The 20,028-nt window shown below is 68.9% G+C and carries 14 protein-coding genes and 1 pseudogene; 9 read left to right on the plus strand and 6 right to left on the minus strand.

Annotated features, from left to right (window positions below; all coding sequences use genetic code 11):
* Window positions 1-6: 6 nt before the first annotated feature.
* The 4 genes from WS92_RS07190 (at window position 7) to WS92_RS07205 (ending at window position 5,173) form a co-directional block, all read left to right on the plus strand.
* Window positions 7-1,764, plus strand: coding sequence for a PTS fructose-like transporter subunit IIB (locus WS92_RS07190; RefSeq protein WP_059931775.1), 1,758 nt, complete (start codon window positions 7-9; stop codon window positions 1,762-1,764).
* Between the two features lie 403 nt (window positions 1,765-2,167).
* Window positions 2,168-2,902: a GNAT family N-acetyltransferase gene (locus WS92_RS07195; protein WP_015602847.1), complete on the plus strand. Its 735-nt coding sequence runs from the start codon at window positions 2,168-2,170 to the stop codon at window positions 2,900-2,902.
* A 53-nt stretch (window positions 2,903-2,955) separates the two neighbouring features.
* Window positions 2,956-3,609: a glutathione S-transferase family protein gene (locus WS92_RS07200; RefSeq protein ID WP_015603486.1), complete on the plus strand. Its 654-nt coding sequence runs from the start codon at window positions 2,956-2,958 to the stop codon at window positions 3,607-3,609.
* A 139-nt stretch (window positions 3,610-3,748) separates the two neighbouring features.
* Entirely contained in the window at window positions 3,749-5,173 is a 1,425-nt protein-coding gene (locus WS92_RS07205; RefSeq protein ID WP_059931777.1) for an MFS transporter, read from the plus strand.
* A 246-nt stretch (window positions 5,174-5,419) separates the two neighbouring features.
* Here the strand turns inward: WS92_RS07205 and WS92_RS07210 are convergent, their stop codons facing one another.
* The 5 genes from WS92_RS07210 to WS92_RS07230 form a co-directional block, all read right to left on the minus strand.
* Window positions 5,420-6,433 carry a DUF2891 domain-containing protein gene (locus WS92_RS07210; protein WP_059931778.1) on the minus strand — a complete coding sequence of 338 codons (1,014 nt, stop codon included), beginning with the start codon at window positions 6,431-6,433 and terminating at the stop codon, window positions 5,420-5,422.
* Window positions 6,434-6,504: 71 nt separating this feature from the next.
* Window positions 6,505-7,143: a hypothetical protein gene (locus tag WS92_RS07215; RefSeq protein WP_059931780.1), complete on the minus strand. Its 639-nt coding sequence runs from the start codon at window positions 7,141-7,143 to the stop codon at window positions 6,505-6,507.
* Window positions 7,144-7,335: 192 nt separating this feature from the next.
* Window positions 7,336-8,127, minus strand: a complete 792-nt coding sequence (locus tag WS92_RS07220; protein ID WP_015602758.1) for a cupin-like domain-containing protein — start codon at window positions 8,125-8,127, stop codon at window positions 7,336-7,338.
* A 1-nt stretch (window position 8,128) separates the two neighbouring features.
* Window positions 8,129-9,493, minus strand: a complete 1,365-nt coding sequence (locus WS92_RS07225) for a DUF3326 domain-containing protein (protein ID WP_059931782.1) — start codon at window positions 9,491-9,493, stop codon at window positions 8,129-8,131.
* Complete coding sequence (locus WS92_RS07230; protein ID WP_059931785.1) at window positions 9,480-12,827, minus strand: Rieske 2Fe-2S domain-containing protein; 3,348 nt, start codon at window positions 12,825-12,827, stop codon at window positions 9,480-9,482. The genes WS92_RS07225 and WS92_RS07230 overlap by 14 nt, the downstream gene beginning before the upstream one ends.
* 175 nt (window positions 12,828-13,002) lie before the next feature.
* On the opposite strand from WS92_RS07230, the pseudogene WS92_RS36435 reads away from it, so the two are divergent.
* A pseudogene (locus WS92_RS36435) lies at window positions 13,003-13,212 on the plus strand (ABC transporter ATP-binding protein); the annotation flags it as partial.
* Window positions 13,213-13,254: 42 nt separating this feature from the next.
* Here the strand turns inward: WS92_RS36435 and WS92_RS07235 are convergent.
* A complete protein-coding gene (locus WS92_RS07235; RefSeq protein WP_006028825.1) occupies window positions 13,255-14,019 on the minus strand; it encodes a TetR/AcrR family transcriptional regulator in 765 nt (254 codons plus the stop codon).
* A gap of 218 nt (window positions 14,020-14,237) precedes the next feature.
* On the opposite strand from WS92_RS07235, the gene WS92_RS07240 reads away from it, so the two are divergent.
* From WS92_RS07240 to WS92_RS07255, 4 genes are all read left to right on the plus strand, one after another.
* Window positions 14,238-15,419, plus strand: a complete 1,182-nt coding sequence (locus WS92_RS07240; protein ID WP_059931787.1) for an isovaleryl-CoA dehydrogenase — start codon at window positions 14,238-14,240, stop codon at window positions 15,417-15,419.
* Window positions 15,420-15,441: 22 nt separating this feature from the next.
* A complete protein-coding gene (locus WS92_RS07245; protein ID WP_006028823.1) occupies window positions 15,442-17,049 on the plus strand; it encodes a carboxyl transferase domain-containing protein in 1,608 nt (535 codons plus the stop codon).
* A gap of 20 nt (window positions 17,050-17,069) precedes the next feature.
* Window positions 17,070-17,855: an enoyl-CoA hydratase/isomerase family protein gene (locus WS92_RS07250; RefSeq protein ID WP_015602552.1), complete on the plus strand. Its 786-nt coding sequence runs from the start codon at window positions 17,070-17,072 to the stop codon at window positions 17,853-17,855.
* A 124-nt stretch (window positions 17,856-17,979) separates the two neighbouring features.
* Window positions 17,980-19,980, plus strand: a complete 2,001-nt coding sequence (locus WS92_RS07255) for an acetyl-CoA carboxylase biotin carboxylase subunit (RefSeq protein WP_059931789.1) — start codon at window positions 17,980-17,982, stop codon at window positions 19,978-19,980.
* Window positions 19,981-20,028: the final 48 nt, after the last annotated feature.

Raw genomic sequence — 20,028 nt, forward strand, 5'->3', positions numbered from 1 at the left:
ACAGTCATGGAAAAATTGATCGGACTCGTGGCGGCGCCGGCGCGGACCGCCGCGCCGACCTTCGCCGCGCACGCGCTCGGCCGCGCCGCGCAAGCGCGCGGCGTTGCGCTCGCGCTCGAGACGCGCAGCGCGCTCGGCGTGCAGACGCCGTTGTCCGCCGAGCAGATCGGCGAGGCGAGCGCCGTGCTGATCGCGGCGGACGATCCGGCGTCGATCGACGAAGCGCCGTTCGCCGGCAAGACGATTCATCGCGTGTCGGTCGACGATGCGATTCGCGACGCGCACGCCGTGCTCGCGCGCGCGTCGGGGCAGGCCGCCGTCGCTTCGGCCGCGCAGGCTGCCGCTGCCGCGTCGAGCGGCTCGCGCCCGCTGAAGATCGTCGCGATCACGTCGTGCCCGACCGGCATCGCGCACACGTTCATGGCGGCCGAAGGGCTCGCGCAGGGCGCGCAGGCGCTCGGCCATGCGATTCACGTCGAGACGCAGGGCTCGGTCGGCGCGCAGAACCGGCTGACCGACGCGCAGATCGCCGAAGCGGACCTCGTCGTGATCGCCGCCGACACGCAAGTCGACAAAAGCCGCTTCGGCGGCAAGCGGCTCTACGAGACAGGCACGAAGAGCGCGATCGGCAAGGGCGCGGCGCTGATCGAAAAGGCGATCGCCGACGCGCGCGTCGAAAGCGGCGCGGCGGCGCTTGCCGATCAGGTCGCCGCCGCGAAGCAGGCGCGCGCCGCGAAGGCGGGCGGCCCGTACCGGCACCTGATGACGGGCGTGTCGTACATGCTGCCGTTCGTCGTCGCGGGCGGCCTGCTGATCGCGCTGTCGTTCGCGCTCGGCGGCATCTACGCGTTCGACGACGCGCACAAGGGCACGCTCGCGTGGTCGCTGTTCCAGATCGGCGCGAAATCGGCGTTCGCGCTGATCGTGCCGGTGCTGTCCGGCTACATCGCGTACTCGATCGCGGACCGGCCGGGCGTCACGCCCGGCATGGTCGGCGGGATGCTCGCCGCGAGCCTGAACGCGGGCTTTCTCGGCGGCATCGTGTCGGGCTTCCTCGCGGGCTACGCGGCGCTCCTCATCAACCGCCATCTGAAGCTGCACCGCAATCTCGAAGGGCTGAAGCCGGTGCTGATCATTCCGCTCGTGTCGACGCTCGTCGTTGGCCTGTTGATGCTCTACGTCGTCGGCTCGCCCGTCGCGGCCGCGCTGCACGCGCTCGAAGGCTGGCTGCGCTCGATGCAGGCGGGCAGCGCGGTCGTGCTCGGGCTGATCCTCGGCGGGATGATGGCGGTCGACATGGGCGGCCCGGTGAACAAGGCGGCTTACGCGTTCAGCGCGGGGCTGATCGCGAGCCACGTCTATACGCCGATGGCGGCGACGATGGCGGCCGGGATGACGCCGCCCCTCGGCATCGCGCTCGCGACGTGGCTGTTCCGGCAGCGCTTCGGGACTGAGGAGCGCGAGGCGGGCAAGGCGGCGGCCGTGCTCGGGATCGCGTTCATCACCGAAGGCGCGATTCCGTTCGCCGCGCGCGATCCGATGCGCGTGATTCCAGCGTGCATCGCCGGCTCGGCGGTGACGGGCGCGATCTCGATGGCGGCGGGCGCCGAGCTGAAAGTGCCGCACGGCGGGATCTTCGTGCTGCCGATTCCGAACGCGGTCACGCATCTGGGCGTGTATGCGCTCGCGATCGTCGCCGGCACGCTCGTGACCGCGCTCGCGGTCGGCATGCTGAAGCGGGCGGCGCAGCCGGCGGCGGCCTGAAGCCGGGGCGGCGCGCGGCCGCGGATGCGGCCGTCGCCCGCTGCACACTTGTGCGCTTGCGCGCGTCGCCATCGGCGACGTGCGATGTTCCGCACCGACGCCATGCGCGCCGCGCCGCGATGCTTCGGAGTCCGGCATCGGGGCGCGGCATTCCGGCAAATGGAACGGCCCGTTGATTGTCCGCACGTCCGCTTCCGTCGTGGACGCACGGACGATACATTGCGTGAACGATCCGCGCGATCCACCGACCGCCGCCCCCGTTCGCGCTCCCCGAAGCGGCGCATCCCGCCGACGTCTCTTACAATCGGATGCGCCGCCGCGATGCCGGGCGGGTCGATCCGGGATCGTCGCGCGGGCTTCGTCGCCGACCGGCGCTCCGTTCATCGTTTCGGGAATCCTTTTCGTGAGTGACAACGCCTATACCAACGAATTCGGCCAGCCGACCGGCGCGCCGGTGCCCGGCTGGCAGCCGCGTTCCGCGCCGCCGCGCACGCCGGCGCAGGGCCGGTTCTGCCGCATCGAGCCCGTCGATCCGGGCCGGCACGCGGACGATCTGTATGCGGCGTACGCAACGGCCGCCGACGGCCGCGACTGGACGTACATGGGCGGCGGCCCGTTCGCCGACGCCGCGAGCTATCGCGCGTACCTGGAGAAGGCGACCGCAAGCGACGATCCGCTGCATCACGCGATCGTCGATCTGGCGACGGGCAAGGCGGTCGGCACTTTCGCGCTGATGCGCGCCGATCGCGCGAACGGCGTGATCGAAGTCGGGTTCGTCGCGTATTCGCCGCTGCTGCAGAAGACCTGCGCGGGCACCGAGGCGCTGTTCCTGCTGATGCGGCGCGTGTTCGACGAGCTCGGCTATCGCCGCCTCGAATGGAAATGCGACAGCCTCAACGCGCCGTCGCGCGTGGCGGCGCTTCGCTATGGCTTCACGTATGAGGGGCTATTCCGGCAGGCCGTCGTCTACAAGGGGCGCTCGCGCGACACCGCATGGTATTCGATCGTCGACGGCGAATGGCCCGTGCTGCGCCCGGCGTTCGAGCAGTGGCTCGCCGCCGGGAATTTCGACGAGCAGGGGCGTCAGCGGCAGTCGCTGTCCACGCTGATCGCGGCGGCGCGCGGCGGCGGCGCGTGACGCACGGGCGGCGAGCGCGAGCGTCGATTCCGCCGTCGAATTCGGGAGACTGCATGGGCGAACTGACGATATGGGGGCGGCGCGATTCGTTCAACGTGCAGAAGGTGCTGTGGCTGCTCGACGAACGCGCGCTGCGCTACGACTGGCGGCCCGCCGGCGGCGGGTACGGCGGCCTCGACGATCCCGAATTCCTGCGGATGAATCCGCACGGCCGCATTCCGGTGCTGCGCGACGGCGCGCACGCGATCTGGGAATCGCACGCGATCGTTCGCTATCTCGCCGCCACCTACGGCGACGACGCGCTCTGGCCGCCGGACCCGCTCGCGCGCTCGCAGGCCGACCGCTGGATCGACTGGATGCTCGCGACGCTGCAGCCGGATTTCCTGACGGGCGTGTTCTGGGGCTACTACCGCACGCCGGAGCCGCGGCGGCGGTGGGATGCGATCCGCCGCGACGTCGCGCGCTGCGCGCGGCATTTCGGCGTGCTCGACCGGCAGCTCGCGGATCGCCCGTTCCTCGGCGGCGAGCGCCTCGGGCTCGCGGACGTGTGCATCGGCGTATCGCTGTACCGCTACTACGGGCTCGACATCGAGCGCCCGTCGCTGCCGAACGTCGAGCGCTGGTATGCGCGGCTGCAGGCGCGGCCCGCATATCGGCGCAACGTGATGCTGCCTTTCGGCCATCTGAAGGGGCGTCTGGACTTCTGATCCGCGTGGCGCCTCCGGACTTCCGGCATCGATTGGCCTCGATTTCGACGCCGAGGCGGGCGGCCGGTAAAATGCCCGAACCCCGGCGGCGGCCCGCGGCCGCCGTCAGACGACAACGATATTCGGAGACACTCCCGTCATGGCTTCAACGGAAAGCGCGTCGCGCGCATTGGCGTCGGCATCGGCGACGGCGATCGACGCCGGCGTCATCTCGGCGCGCCTCGACCGCCTGCCGCCCACCCGCAGCGTCTGGAAACTCGTCGCGCTGCTGAGTCTCGGCTTTTTCTTCGAGCTCTACGATTTGCTGTACAGCGGCTACGTCGCGCCCGGCCTCGTGAAGAGCGGCATCCTGAGCGCGACGACGCACGGGCTGTTCGGCACGACGGGCGTCGCGAGCTTCATCGCCGCGCTGTTTGCGGGGCTCTTCATCGGCACGATCGCGTGCGGCTTCCTCGCCGACCGCTTCGGCCGCCGCGCGGTGTTCACTTGGTCGCTCCTGTGGTACACGGCCGCGAACGTCGTGATGGCGTTCCAGGACACCGCCGCGGGCCTCAATTTCTGGCGCTTCGTCGTCGGGCTGGGGCTCGGCGTCGAAATGGTGACGATCGGCACGTTTATCTCAGAGCTGGTCCCGAAACAGATCCGCGGCCGCGCGTTCGCGTGCGAGCAGGCGGTCGGCTTCGCCGCGGTGCCCGTCGTCGCGCTGCTCGCGTACCTGCTCGTGCCGCGCGCGCCGTTCGGCCTCGACGGCTGGCGCTGGGTCGTGCTGATCGGCGCGCACAGCGCGCTCTTCGTCTGGTGGATTCGCCGCCAGTTGCCGGAAAGCCCGCGCTGGCTCGCGCAGCAAGGCCGGCTCGACGAAGCCGAGCGCGTGCTCGCCGCGCTCGAGGCGAAGGTCGAGGCGGAGTACGGCCGGCCGCTGCCGCCGCCCGCGCCCGCCGAGCCCGTCCCGCCGCGCGGCCGGTTCGGCGACATGTGGGCGCCGCCGTACCGCAAGCGCACGGTGATGATGACGATCTTCAACGTGTTCCAGACGGTCGGCTTCTACGGCTTCGCGAACTGGGTGCCGACGCTGCTCATCAAGCAGGGGATCACCGTCACGACGAGCCTCATGTATTCGAGCGTGATCGCGCTCGCGGCGCCGATCGGGCCGCTGATCGGCCTCGCGATCGCCGATCGCTTCGAACGCAAGACGGTGATCGTCGCGATGGCGGGCGCGGCGATGATCTCGGGGCTGCTGTTCAGCCAGGCGTCGGCCGCGTGGCTGCTCGTCGCGCTCGGCGTGTGCCTCACGCTCGCGAACAACATCATGTCGTACAGCTTCCATGCGTATCAGGCCGAGCTGTTCCCGACGGCGATCCGCGCGCGCGCGGTCGGCTTCGTCTATTCGTGGAGCCGCTTCTCGGCGATCTTCACGTCGTTCGCGATCGCGGCCGTGCTCAAGGGATTCGGCACGCCCGGCGTGTTCGTGTTCATCGCGGGCGCGATGGCGATCGTGATGGCGTCGATCGGGATGATGGGGCCGCGCACGAAAGGCATCGCGCTCGAAGCGATATCGCATTGACGGCGCGCCGGGCGGACGGCGCGCGCGTTCGATGCGTGCGCCAGCGCCTGGCGACGAAGGGCTGGCCGGCGGCGGGCATGCGGGCGGCGTGCCGCGATGCCGTATTCAGGCGAGCCGCATCAGCGGTCCGCTCCGCGCACGTGGCTTTGCGATGGGCGTGCTCGAACGGCGCGACCCGATGCGCGCGACAGGCGTCGGACGATGCAACGACGTCGGACGCAGCCGACGCCGCTTCCGTCGGTCGGCTCACGCCTCCAGCGCGAGCACCGCAAACGACGCGAGCCAGTGCTCGCCCATGTAGTCGCCCGCGACGTGCTCGAGCGCGCTCGCGAGATGCGCGTCGGCCGCGCCGGCGAGCGCCGCCCGGCGCGGATCGCCGTCCGGCAGCGCCCGCGCGAGCGAGCGCTGGCACCACGCGCGGCTCAGGTTCAGGCCGTCGAGGTGCGCGATCTTGCCGTCGGTGCGGTCGGTGACGGTGGCGGGCGTGAAGAGCGTCGCCGGCTCGCGCGCGGCGAGCGACGGCAGGAACGCGTCGAACCACGCGAGAAACTCGTCCGCCGGCAGCACGCGCCGCATCAGCTCCGCCTCCATCAGCGCGGGCGACAGGAACTCGTCGCCGCTCGGCTCCCACGCCTGACAGTTCGCGTCGCGCAGATGCCAGCGCCGCGCGGTGTCGACGATCAGCGCCTCGAGCGCCGCGCGCCCCGTCTGCCGTGCGAAATCGAGCGCGAGCGACAGCGCGAACGCGGTGTTGAAGTGCGTGCCGACGCGCAGCGGATAGGTCGCCTTCGGCAGGAATTCGGTGAAGCGCTCGACGAAGATGTCGGTCAGCGGCGCGAGCGTCGCCGACCAGCGGCGGCCCGCGTCCGACGTCATCGATGCGAGCTGCGCGGACAGCGCGAGCAGCCATCCCCAGCCGTACGGCCGCTCGAAGCCATGATTGTGCGGCAGGTTCAGGTACGCCGCTTCGCCCGCGACGTTCTCGGCGGTGAAGTGCGCGTCGACGGTCTCGACGATGCGCCGCGCCTGCGGCAGATCGGCAAAGCGATCGAGCAGCCGCGTGACGAGCCAGTAGCCGTGCACGCACGAATGCCAGTCGTAGCTGCCGTAGAAGATCGGATGCAGCGCACGGGGGCCGCGCACGTCTTGCGGGCCGGCGAGCGAATGCGTGAGCTTGTTCGGATATTCGCGCGTCAGGTGGCCGAGCGCGAGGTTCGCGAATTGCGAGGCGAGGGCGGGCGTCAGTTGTCGGGCGGTCATGGCGAGGGCGTCGAAAGAAGAGCGGCGCGCATCGCGCGCGCCGCGGTCGACGACATGTTACTCGCCGGCGTCTACGGACGGCAGTGCAACTGCTGGTAGCGCGTTTCGAGCTCGATCTGCTGCTCGCTGCGCTCGCGCTGTTCCTTCGCTTCCCGCTCGGTGGCCGGATACGGCTGGTGCGCCGACGAACGGCTCCCGTAGCCGGACGACAGCGCCGCGAAGTTCGACGGCGCATGGCCGTTCGCGGACGGCAACGGCCGCGACGGCGGCGGCTCGTAGACGGGCGGCGCGGGGACTTTCCACGGCGTCGGGCTGTTGATCGCGCTCGGCGTGAGCAGCGCGGGCGGCGCCGAGCGTGCGGCGGCTTGCGTGTGGCGCGCCAGATTGTCGATCTTCGACGCGAGCTCGTCGCACGCTGCCTGCCGGCCCTGATCCTGCGCGAACGCGAAGTTGCGCTGCAGCGGGGCCGCGTATTGCGGCTTCGCGCCGGATGGCGCGGGCTTCGGCAGCGTTTGGGGGGCGAGGCTGCCGGACGGCAGCGAATGGGCGCGGGCGGGGGCGGGCGGCGTCTTCTGGCGTGGTTGCGGCGGCGCCGCGCGGGACGCCGCCGCCGCGCTCGCCGGCGAGCCGGCAAGCGGCTGCGCTTGCGCGCTCGTGCACGCCGCGAGCAGGATCGCGGCCAGCGCGGCGCGCGACATCGGGACATTCATGCGGCGAAGTAGCGACAAAAATCTAACGAGCCGCGGATCGTCTCATGGCGAGCCGTGTCATGTCGATTGGATTCGTGTGGAGATTTGTCTCGGTGAGCGCGATGGCTCGGGATTCTCGTCTGCGCCCCGCCGACGGCGTAGGTTCGGATCGACAGCGCGCATCCGCAAGCCGCATGCCGAACGACACGCGCGTCACTTGACCCAAAGCGGATGATCCGCATAACGGCAGAATCGCGCGATCACGCGCGGCTTCAGAAAATATCTCGCGTTGGCGGCATTGATGAAATTCTCCGACAGCGCGAGGCTCGGCTCTTCGTTTCTGACCGCGTGCCACCAGGTGGCCGGCATGTACATGATCTCGCCGGGCTGCTGCACATGCATGTGCGCCCGTGCGTTCGCGAATAGCGGAAAGCGATCGAGGTCGGGGCGAAACGCGTCGACTGCCCCTCGATACATGCATTGCGCCTGATCCGGCGAATAGACGAGCCACCGCTTGCTGCCGACGAACAGCGCGTTCCACGCGCTCGTCAGCAGGAAATCGACGTGCAGATGCGACGCCGACGAGGCCGGGCCGATGTACAGCCAGCGCCATTTCGGTTGCCACTTGCCCGGAAGGCGCGTCGCCCAGTTCGCGAAGTGGCGCGGAACCCGATACTGCGCGCGCAAGTCCGGAATGTCGTCTTCGAATACCCAGTCTTTCAGATAGAAATGCGCGTCCGGATCGCCGAGGCTGTCGATGTAATCGGCGAGCGGCAGCGTGACGGTGCGGTCGTAGTCGTCGGAACGCCGGGCGACGATCGTCACGTTGCCGTGGCGACGTTTGAAGTAATCGAGATTCCAGAGGCGCGCGGCCTCCCAATCCCGCATGAGGCCCGTGAGCACGACCGGTTTTCCCGGCATTGCATACCGTTCGACGAACTCCTCGCACGACAGCGCGTCGCGTCTGTCGATCGGCAGGAAACCAGTTCGCGCGACGCCGTTCATGTCAGGCCACGTTCGCGGCGGCCGCGATCGGCGATGCGCCGCGCGCGCGCTCCGTGCCCACGCGAAGCACGTCGACGGGTTCGAGCGGCCGTCTGACCGAATCGGGATTCAGGCCCGCGCGCATCGAGGCGATGACGCCCGCGGCTTCCCAGTAGTTGTCGACGATGCGCAATTGTCCCGGCGCCCACGGCAGGCTGCGAAGATCGTTGCGCATGACGTTGCGATTCTCGCGCACGGCGATGACGGGTATGCGTTGCGCCAGTGCGGCGAATACCGGCAATCCGACGCAGCCTTCGGGAATCACGATGCACGACACGTCGGACACGGATACCGTCCCGGCGGCGTCGCTCGCGCGCGCGAGCTCGACGATGCGGGGCGAGCGCTTCAAGCCCTTGAGGATGCACTGCAGGAACGTGAGGGAAACGACTTCCGGCGCGATGCGCGGATCGACTACGCCGTAATCGCGCACGGCGAAGCGCGCGTCTTCGTACATCGGCGAGTGCGCCGACGGCACCGAGAACAGTGTCGATATGGTGTGCGTGAGCATGGCTTCGACGCCGCCCCACGGATTGACCATGCCGAGCGTGCCTTCGTAGTAGCCGGTGCGGCATTCGTCCGGGACGTGGATGTGCGAGGCGATCGCGACTGCGTCGAACGTGTCGCGATGCTCGGCGAGCAGCGCCACGAGCGCGTCCAGGTTCTCGACGACGCCGGCCGCGCGGCCGCTCGACGCATAGGTGCTCGTCAGGCGGATGCCGGGGTCCAGGTGCAATACGCGAGGGCAATCGAGGCCGTATGCGGCGCGCGCGGCATTGACCGAGTTGATCGCCGCGTTGACGAAGGTCGGGCATTCGTTCGAGCCGACGACCGCGAGCACGCGGTTTGCCCGCACCGGTTGAAGGCCGATCTGGCCGAGCAGGAGCCGGCAGATGACGCTGCCTTCGACATAGAGGCCGTTCGCCGGCAGCTCGTTGATGTCCGCGGCGTTGACGACGTTCGGATGCGTGATCAGGCGATCGCAGATCGACGACAGCAGCATCGCGACGGGGCCGGCGTCGCCGTCGTGGCCGCCGATTTCCGCGCCGATGCCGGTCGGCACGATCAGCGCGACGTTGAATTCGCCGCCGCCGATGCGCGTTCGCCGCTCGCATTTGAACAATCCGCCGGCCCGGATGGCATCGGGAATCTCGCCGTTCGACAGCACGCCGATTTCGCAATCGAATCCGCGTTCGTCGCTGCGCGTGACGACGAAGCGCACCGGCGTCTCGTCGGGTTCGAGCTGTTGCCGCGTGAGCTCGCGAAGACGATCGAGCGACACGCTCGCCAGCGGGCGGGAAACGGAAAACGCTTTTTCATGGATATGCATGGTCGAGTCCCCCGTTCTGGCGAAGAAAGTCTTCGTAGGAAAACCGCTGGACCACCGCGAGCCTGCCGGTTTCGTCCCTGCGATAGATGGTTGGCATGTTGATGCCGTTGAAGCGATGCGCTTTCACGAGCGTATAGGCGCCGGCGTTCACGAACGCCACGCGGGAGCCCACCTTCAGCGGCGCGTCGAAGCGACAGGTGCCGAACAGGTCCCCTGCGAGGCACGACGCGCCCGCCAGCAGGTACGCATGCTCGTGCGCGGGATGATGGCCGGCGACGTCCGGCCGAAACTGATATTCGAATACCTCGGGGTAGTGATTGACGGTCGTATCGAGCACGGCGACGGACGTGCCGCCGCTGTCGAACAGATCGACGACGGACGCGACGATCGTCCCGGCCGCACGCGCGATCGCCGCGCCCGGCTCGACGAACAGCGTGATGCCGAAGCGCTCGCGCAGGCGTTTTGCGCACGCGTGGAACCGGTCGACGTTTCGCGCGTTGTCCGCGATGTAGCCGCCGCCCAGATTGACCCAGGCGAGACCGTCGAGCGCGCGCGAGAGCCGCTTTTCGATGTGATCGATCGTTTCGGCGAGCTGACCAAAATCGGGGGAGTCGCAGTTCGTGTGGAAATGAATGCCCTGCAGGCCCTGCAGCGCGCGCGGATCGTCGGCGACGGCGCGTTCCATCGCGTCGAGCGGCACGCCGAGCTTCGAATGAGGCCGGCACGGATCGTAGCGCGCGTCGGCCACGACCGAATATTGCGGATTGATCCGCAAGCCGCACGACAGGCGGCCCGCGAACGCGGCATGCAGGCGACCCCATTGCGACAGCGAGTTCAGCGCGACGTAATCGCAGTTGTCGACGATCGCGCCGAGGTCGCGGTCGCTCAACGCCGGCGTCGTGAGATGGATCGAGCCCGCCCGGCCGAGGAGCGCGCGCGAAAACGCGGCCTCGAACGGCGAAGATGCGGCGAAGCCGTCGACATGCGGCGCGATGCATTCGAGCGCTCCCGCGTGCGAGAACGGCTTCAGCGGATACAGCAGGCGGCAGCCGCTGTCGCCGAGCAGCGCGTGCATCGAAGACAATGCACCGCGCAGCGCGCGTTCGTCATAGACGAATGCGGGCGTGTCGAGCGCATCGAGCGCATCGAGCGTTTCGGCGTCGCGTCGCCGGGCGGACGGTGGCGTGGCGGCGGAGGTCGCGGAGGCCGCGCAGGCGCGGCGGGCCGCATCCGCGCCATCGCTCCGAGGCGCGCCGTTTTCGTCGCGCTCGCGCAGTCTGAGCGCTTGATTCACGCGCGCGATCGCGCCGTCGGGCGGACGTCGAACGCAGCGCGTGACGGGCAGGGCGCGCCGCAGCAATTGCTGGAAATCCGCGACGCTCACTTCCATGTCGTTGAATACGCCGCGCCGATCGTAACTGCGCGTCGATGCCGCAACCTGGTTTCGATAATTGAGTTGAATGTCTTCCTCGACGAGCTCGATCTGCAATTGCTCGACATTGCATTGCCGGGCGACGTTCAGCGCGCCGTCCGCCGCGTGGCCGTAGCTGCGGATCTTCACGCTGCACGCTCGCGGGCCGACCGGAATGAACGACATCGCCTGGATGTGATCGGGAAAGACCGTGATGCCGAGCATCGTCGCCGTTTGCGCCGTTTCGGGAATCGAGCCGAACACCGTCAGTTGAAGCGGGCGCGAAAGGGCGGCGTTGCCGTCGGCCATCGCGCGTTGCCGGGCTTCCTCGTCGGCGCCGTGTGTCGCGCCGCACTTCAATGCATCGCGATAGCGCGCCTCGACGGGCGACAGTCGCGCCGATTCCGGTTCGCGCAGCGTCAGCAGGTCGGATTGGCTCGACAGCTCGAACAAGCGGATCATCGCCCGGTGCGCCGCCGGGAAGTGATACATCTCGAGAAAGTTTTCCCACAGAATCTTCGCGTCCGCTTCGACGGCGAAGTCGTACCAGCCCTTGCCGATGAGCGGCGCCATCCGCTCGATCCGGTATGGGGCGAGCATTCGCGCATGCTCCCAGATAGCGGCGACGCCGCCTCGGCCAGCCGCGAACCGCACGAATATCAGCCCTTGCCAGAGGTCGACGTCGATCGGCGCGAGCGCGCCGCACGCGCGCAGCCGTGCCGGATCGTCGGTTCGGCGATCGATGTCGATGAGGCGCTCGGCGCGTATCGCGCCGTCCCGGCCGCGAGAAACGTATGCGCGCTCGCCCGATACGTCGAGCGTCAATGCGCGTTCGCCGTCGCCCAGCTCCGCCGCGTGGCCGACGAAATGCCAGGCGGGCAGGACGAGCGCGTCCCTTTCGAGCGCGTGCAGCTCCGCGTCGCCGTATACCCAGGTGGCCATCGTCTCGCGCAGCGGTCCGCTCGCGAGCCGAGGCCCGATGTCGGCGATGTCGGCGATGTCGGCGATGTCGGCGCTATCGATCGTCGGCTCGCCGCTTCGTTTCGCGAGCGACGCGTAGTGCGCCGGGATGTCCGGATACGTCAGCAGGTGCTGACGAAGCTCGGCGCGAAGCACCGACAGGATAGACGGATCGCGCGCACGGCGAATCTCCGCCGCGAGGAAGCCGATGCGCAGCAGCACGCGGAACCGGTCCGGCACGAACGGCCGCTTGACATCGGGAAACGCGAAATACACGCGCTCGTACAGCGCCGCCATTCGGCGGCTGACGCGCGAGACCGCTTTGCGCACGAGGATGCCGCCGCCGTCGTCGACGACTGCAGGAACGCGCGACAGAGAAAAGGCTTGCTGGCGAAAATCCGTGCCGAACTCGCCGTGTCGCGCCCCCGGCGCGTTTGCGCAGCGTCCGTCGACGTCGAAGGTCCAGCCGTGATACGGGCATCGAATGTGGCGATGCGGATCGAATGAGCCGGCAGCCTGAAAGATCTGCGTCTGCCGATGAGGGCAAACATTCAGGAACACGCGCGCCTCGCGCTCGCCCGAGCGGACCGCCGTCATGCTTTCCTGAAACGCATAGCCCGTCACGTAATCGCCGACGTTCGGCATCTCGTCCAATCGACAAAAGAGATGCCAGTCGTCGGTGTCGGCATGGTGTTCGACCGCCCGCAGCATCGTTGCCGCGTAGAATGCGCGCGCATTCTCGAGCGAGACAGGCTTGCCCGTTTGCGCCGCGTATCGAGCGGCTGCGCGATCGAAATGCGAGGCCGTTTCGCCTGCGCCGTCGAGCAGGGCTTCGACTCGCGCGTCCCAGTCGGACAGCGACGATGCGGCCGCTTGGCGTGCGCGGACGACCCATTCGTATTGTTCAAGACCACAAGCAATCAGTTGTCTTTCGTATTCTCGATCGGCCCCGGGGTGGTCCATTCACGCGTTCCCTCGCAAAAAAACGCGACGACGAAGTTCGGTTCGGATAATGGATGCGTCGTTGTTTTCATCATAGGTAATGAAAATTAAATAGGGTAGCTTGAGATTGCGTTGGCGCGTCGCGATCGGTGCGACGGGCGAAACAATCGGCGGGAATGTCGACGAGAGATTGAATGTGGCTCGGCCGAAGCTGATTTGCATGGACGAGCCGACGATGGGGCTGTCGCCGCTCTATGTCGACAGGATGTTCGAGCTGATCGACGCGATCAACAGGCAGGGCTTGACGGTGTTCATGGTCGAGCAGTACGCGAGCCTCGCGCTTCGGAGCGCGCACTACGGCTATGCTTTGCAGATGGGGTGCGTCGTGCTCGATGGGGCGGCTGAGTTGTCGCTGGCGTGCAGAGAGCGCCCGGCGCACGCGTTGCCGTTACGCCGGCTTCCCCGCCTTGCGGCTCGCCGCCGGCTCGCGCGGCGCACGCGCGCACGCCTCGTCGAGCCGCCGCATCGCGTCCGCGACGTCGCTCCGAAAGCGCACGAGCGCCGCGTTTTCCGGCGCGGGCGGCTGCAGCCCCGTCCACAACAGATCGATCAACTGCTCGGCCGTCGTCTCGGTGTCGAGCTTCCGATGGCCGAGGATCGCGTCCCACAGCACGTGCTCGATCGGCCCGAACACCATCGAGCGCAGCAGGCTGAGCGGCATGTCGGCGCGCACCTGTCCCGTCGCCTGTCCGCGCGCGAGCACGTCCATCAGCGGCGCCGTGTAGCGGCGCTGCAAGGCCGCCAGCTCGTCGGCGAGCGCGTGCTGCTTCGCGCGCCCCTCGGAGAGCACGAGCGCGCAGAGGCCCGTGCCGTTCACGAGCATCAGCCGCAGATGCGTGCGGACGATGAACGCGAATTGCTGCCGCACCGATCCGTCGCGCGACATCCCCGTCTCGAACGCATCGATGATTTCGTCGTACCAATCGGCGATCACGCGCGCGCACAGCTCCCGCTTGCCGCGAAAGTAGCTGAACACCGTCGCCTCCGACACGCCGACGCGCTGCGCGATCTCCGCCGCGGTCGCGTGCTCGTAACCTTTCTCCGCGAAGACTTCGCGTCCCGCGCGCAAGATGTCCTGCACGCGCTGCTGCGACTTGCGGCCGGCGGGCGCGCGCGGCGCGTCCGCGCGGTCGGTTTTCTGAGTGGCGGTCATATGGGTTGTCCCGCGGGGGTGTCCTGCGGCTGTCGGGCGTCGTTGCGGTGTGCTCGATCATAACTGAGTAGCGCTCAAAAAACTATTGACGCTCGTGCGGATCAAGCGCGAAACTAGCGAAAATTCCCGCAGCATATGGCAATGAACCGGCGGACGTATCGATTTGAGCAAGACTCAATAATCGATGCGTCCGAGGACTTCCTGGAGACGGAGGAGACATGAGCAACCTGCCCGGCGTGAACTTCATGCTCGGTGAAGACATCGAGATGCTGCGCGATTCGATCGCGCATTTCGCCGCGAAGGAAATCGCGCCGCGCGCGGCCGAGGTCGATCGCACCGACCAGTTCCCGATGGACCTGTGGCGCAAGTTCGGCGAGCTGGGCGTGCTCGGGATGACGGTCGCCGAGGAGTACGGCGGCGCGAGTCTCGGCTACACCGCGCACATGGTCGCGATGGAGGAGATCTCGCGCGCGTCGGCGTCGGTCGGGCTGTCGTATGGCGCGCATTCGAATCTGTGCGTGAACCAGATCCACCGCAACGGCACCGAGGCACAGAAGCGCAAGTATCTGCCGAAGCTGATCTCCGGCGAGCACATCGGCGCGCTCGCGATGAGCGAGCCGAACGCGGGCTCCGACGTCGTCAGCATGAAGCTGCGCGCGGACCGGCGCGGCGACCGCTACGTGCTGAACGGCACGAAGATGTGGATCACGAACGGTCCGGACTGCGACACGCTCGTCGTCTATGCGAAGACCGAACCGGAGGCCGGTGCGCGCGGCATCACCGCGTTCATCGTCGAGAAGGGGATGAAGGGCTTCTCGGTCGCGCAGAAGCTCGACAAGCTCGGCATGCGCGGCTCGCACACGGGCGAGCTCGTGTTCGAGGACGTCGAGGTGCCCGAAGAGGACATCCTCGGCGAGCTGAACGGCGGCGTGAAGGTGCTGATGAGCGGTCTCGACTACGAGCGCGCGGTGCTCGCGGGCGGCCCGACGGGCATCATGGCCGCGTGTCTCGACGCGGTCGTCCCGTACGTTCACGACCGCAAGCAGTTCGGCCAGCCGATCGGCGAATTCCAACTGATCCAGGGCAAGATCGCCGACATGTACACGACGTTCCAGGCATGCCGCGCGTATCTGTACGCGGTCGGCCGGCATCTCGATGCGGGCGGCAGCGCCCACATGCGCCAGGTGCGCAAGGATTGCGCGGGTGTGATCCTCTACACCGCGGAAAAAGCGACGTGGATGGCGGGCGAGGCGATCCAGATCCTCGGCGGCAACGGCTACATCAATGAATATCCGGTCGGCCGCCTGTGGCGCGACGCGAAGCTCTACGAGATCGGCGCCGGCACGAGCGAGATCCGCCGGATGCTGATCGGCCGCGAGCTGTTCGCGGAAACGGCCTGACCCTGCGCGCGGAGCCCACGCGATGCCGATCATCGAATCCAAGCTGAACCCGCGTTCCGACGAATTCCGCGCGAACGCCGCGGCCCTCGAGGCGCTCGTCGCCGACCTGCGCGAGAAGATCGACCGGCTCGCGCTCGGCGGCGGGCAGGCCGCGCGCGACAAGCATCTGTCGCGCGGCAAGCTGCTGCCGCGCGAGCGGATCGCGCAACTGCTCGATCCGGGCACGCCGTTCCTCGAGCTGTCGCAACTCGCCGCATACGGGATGTACAACGACGACGCGCCGGGCGCGGGCATCGTCACCGGCATCGGCAGGATCGCCGGCCGCGAGTGCGTGATCGTCTGCAACGACGCGACGGTCAAGGGCGGCACCTACTACCCGGTCACCGTGAAGAAGCACGTGCGCGCGCAGGAGATCGCGGCCGAGAACCGGCTGCCGTGCGTGTATCTCGTCGATTCGGGCGGCGCGAACCTGCCGAATCAGGACGACGTGTTTCCCGACCGCGACCACTTCGGCCGGATCTTCTTCAATCAGGCGAACCTGTCGGCGGCGGGCATCGCGCAGATCGCGGTGGTGATGGGCTCGTGCACCGCGGGCGGCGCGTACGTGCCCGCGATGAGCGACGAGTCGATCATCGTCAGGAACCAGGGCACGATCTTTCTCGGCGGGCCGCCGCTCGTGAAGGCCGCGACGGGCGAGGAAGTGAGCGCCGAGGATCTCGGCGGCGGCGACGTGCACACGCGCCTGTCCGGCGTCGCCGATCATCTCGCGCAGAACGACGCGCACGCGCTCGCGATCGCGCGCACGATCGTCGGCAACCTGGGCGCGCGCCACGGCGCGTCGCTTGCGATGCGCGAGCCGCTGCCGCCGCGCTACGACGCGAAGAGCCTGTACGGCGTGATTCCCGTCGATACGAGGAAGCCGTTCGACGTGCGCGAGGTGATCGCGCGGATTGTCGACGATTCGGCGTTCGACGAATTCAAGGCGCGCTACGGCACGACGCTCGTCACGGGCTTCGCGCACATCTGGGGGCACCCGGTCGGGATCGTCGCGAACAACGGCATTCTGTTCTCCGAATCGGCGACGAAGGGCGCGCACTTCATCGAGCTGTGCTGCCAGCGCAAGACTCCGCTCGTGTTCCTGCAGAACATCACGGGCTTCATGGTCGGCCGCAAGTACGAGAACGAGGGCATCGCGCGCCACGGCGCGAAGATGGTGACGGCCGTGTCGACCGCGAAGGTGCCGAAGTTCACGGTGATCATCGGCGGCTCGTTCGGCGCGGGCAACTACGGGATGTGCGGCCGCGCGTTCGGCCCGCGCTTTTTATGGATGTGGCCGAACGCGCGGATTTCGGTGATGGGCGGCGAGCAGGCGGCGTCGGTGCTCGCGACCGTGCGCCGCGACGGGATCGAGGCGAAGGGCGGCGAATGGTCGGCGCAGGACGAGGAGGCGTTCAAGCAGCCGATTCGCGACCAGTACGAGCGCCAGGGCCATCCGTACTACGCGAGCGCGCGCCTGTGGGACGACGGCGTGATCGACCCCGCGCAGACGCGCGACGTGCTGGGCCTCGGCCTCGCCGCCGCCATGAACGCGCCGATCGAGGACACGCGCTTCGGCGTGTTCCGGATGTGACGCATGCAAAGGAGCCGATGATGCGCTACGAAACGATCGAAGTGACCGACGACGGCCGTGTCGCGACCGTCACGCTCGCGCGCCCCGACGTGCGCAATGCGTTCAACGAGACGATGATCGCCGAGCTGACCACCGCGTTCGACCGGATCGACGCGCATGCGTCGCTGCGCGCGGTCGTGCTCGCCGCGCGCGGCCCCGCGTTCTGCGCGGGCGCGGACCTGAACTGGATGAAGAAGATGGCGGGCTTCTCCGACGACGAGAACCGCGCCGACGCGCGCCGGCTCGCGCGGATGCTCGATGCGGTCTACCGCTGCGCGAAGCCCGTGATCGCGCGCGTGCACGGCGACGCTTACGCGGGCGGCGTCGGGCTCGTCGCCGCGTGCGACATCGCGATCGCCGCCGAGGACGTGAAGTTCTGCTTGTCCGAGGCGCGTCTCGGGCTGATCCCGGCGACGATCGCGCCTTACGTCGTGCGCGCGATGGGCGAGCGCGCCGCGCGCCGCTATTTCGCGACGGCCGAGGCGTTCGACTGCGCGAAGGCCGCGCAGCTCGGCTTCGTGCACGAGCGCGTGCCGGCCGGCGCGCTCGATGCGAGCGTCGCGAAGCTCGCCGAAGCGCTGTGCGCGAACGGTCCGCAGGCGGTGCGTGCGTGCAAGACGCTCGTGCGCGACGTCGCGGGCCGCGCGCTCGACGCCGCGCTGATCGAGCAGACCGCCGGCTGGATCGCGAAGACGCGCGCGGGCGCGGAGGCGCGCGAAGGCGTCGCGTCGTTCCTCGAGAAGCGCACGCCGTCGTGGCGCGCGTGATCCCGTCGTCGGCCGTCGGCCGCCGCGCGTCGCCACGGCGTGCGGCGATGGCCGTGACGCAGCGCGCCGCGCGACCCGCGCGCCGAACCGAATCCGTTATCGATTTCCCGTTTCCCGACTCATCATGTTCGACAAGATCCTGATCGCCAATCGCGGCGAAATCGCCTGCCGGGTCGCCGCGACCTGCCGGCGCCTCGGCATCGCGAGCGTCGCGGTCTATTCGGATGCCGACGCGCACGCGAAGCACGTCGCCGCGTGCGACGAGGCCGTGCACATCGGCGGCGCGGCAGCCGCCGACAGCTACCTGCGGATCGAGCGCATCATCGACGCCGCGCGCGCGACGGGTGCGCAGGCGATTCACCCCGGCTACGGCTTCCTGTCCGAGAACGAAGATTTCGCGCGCGCGTGCGAGGACGCGGGGATCGTGTTCGTCGGCCCGCCTGTCGAGGCGATTGCCGCGATGGGCTCGAAGGCGGCCGCGAAGGCGCTGATGCACGCGGCCGCGGTGCCGCTCGTGCCCGGCTATCACGGCGACGATCAGGCTCCCGCGCTGCTGCAACGCGAAGCGGACCGCATCGGTTATCCGGTGCTGCTGAAGGCGAGCGCGGGCGGCGGCGGCAAGGGGATGCGCGTCGTCGAGCGCGCGGCCGATTTCGCGGCGGCGCTCGCGTCGTGCCAGCGCGAGGCCGCGGCGAGCTTCGGCAACGATCGCGTGCTGATCGAGAAATACCTGCAGCGGCCGCGCCACGTCGAAGTGCAGGTGTTCGGCGACACGCACGGCAACGCGGTCTATCTGTTCGACCGCGACTGCTCGGTGCAGCGCCGCCACCAGAAGGTGCTCGAGGAAGCGCCCGCGCCGGGCCTCGCGCACGAGCTCAGGCAGGCGATGGGCGAGGCGGCTGTCGCGGCCGCGCGCGCGGTCGGCTATGTCGGCGCGGGCACCGTCGAATTCATCATGACGGACGACGCGTTCTACTTCATGGAGATGAACACGCGCCTGCAGGTCGAGCATCCGGTCACGGAGATGGTGACGGGGCTCGATCTCGTCGAATGGCAACTGCGCGTCGCGGCGGGCGAGCCGCTGCCGCTGCGGCAGCCGGAACTGCACGTGCGCGGGCACGCGATCGAGGCGCGCCTGTATGCGGAGAACCCGGCGCGCGGCTTCCTGCCGTCGACGGGGCGCCTGAAGCATCTGCGCTTCCCGGCGGGCGTCGAGTTCGACGTCGGCGCGGCCGTGCGAATCGACAGCGGCGTGCGCGAAGGCGACGCGATCACGCCGTTCTACGACCCGATGATCGCGAAGCTGATCGTCCACGGTGACACGCGCGCGCAGGCGCTCGCGATGCTCGGTCGCGCGCTGCGCGAATGCGAAGTGGTCGGCCTGCACACGAATGCGGAGTTCCTGCAGCGGATCGTCGCGAGCCGGCCGTTCGCCGACGCGGATCTCGACACCGGGCTGATCGAGCGCCACCGCGACGCGCTGTTCGCGCCGCAGCCGGCGCCCGCGGCGGCGCTCGGCCTCGCGTGCGCGGCGCTGCTCGCGCGCGAGCGGGCGGCGGCGGGCGCGGGCGGCGCGGCGTCGCCGTGGGCCGCGCTGCCGAACTGGCGGCTGAACGCCGGCTACCGGCGCACGATCGGATGGCGCGCGCTCGACGACGACGCGATGCTCGAGGTCCGCTACCTGGAGCGCGGCGGCGTGCAGTCGCTCGAAGTCGGCGGCGTCGCGAAGCCGTTCGCGTGGTCGCGCGGCGCGGGGCCGCTCGACTTCGACGTGACGTTGGGCGGCGTGCGCGCGAGCGGGCGCGTGCATGTGGACGGCGATACGTTCCACGTGTTCTGCCAGGGCGTCGCGCGCGCGTTCGAGTGGCGCAACCTGCTCGCGCACGCGGCCGATTCGACGGAAGGCGAGGGCCGGCTCACCGCGCCGATGCCGGGCAAGGTGATCGCGGTGCTCGTCGAGCCGGGGCAGAAGGTGGAGCAGGGCGATCCGCTCATCGTGATGGAGGCGATGAAGATGGAGCACACGATCGGCGCGCCGGCGGCGGGCGTCGTCGCCGAGGTGCTGTACGCGGTCGGCGATCAGGTGGCGGACGGCGCGCAATTGCTCGTGATGGGACAGGCTTGAGCGGCGCGGCGCACGTTAACGATATCTGACAGTCCAGTCACGGGATGT

The sequence above is a fragment of the Burkholderia sp. MSMB1588 genome, assembly GCF_001546925.1.
GTDB lineage: Bacteria > Pseudomonadota > Gammaproteobacteria > Burkholderiales > Burkholderiaceae > Burkholderia > Burkholderia humptydooensis.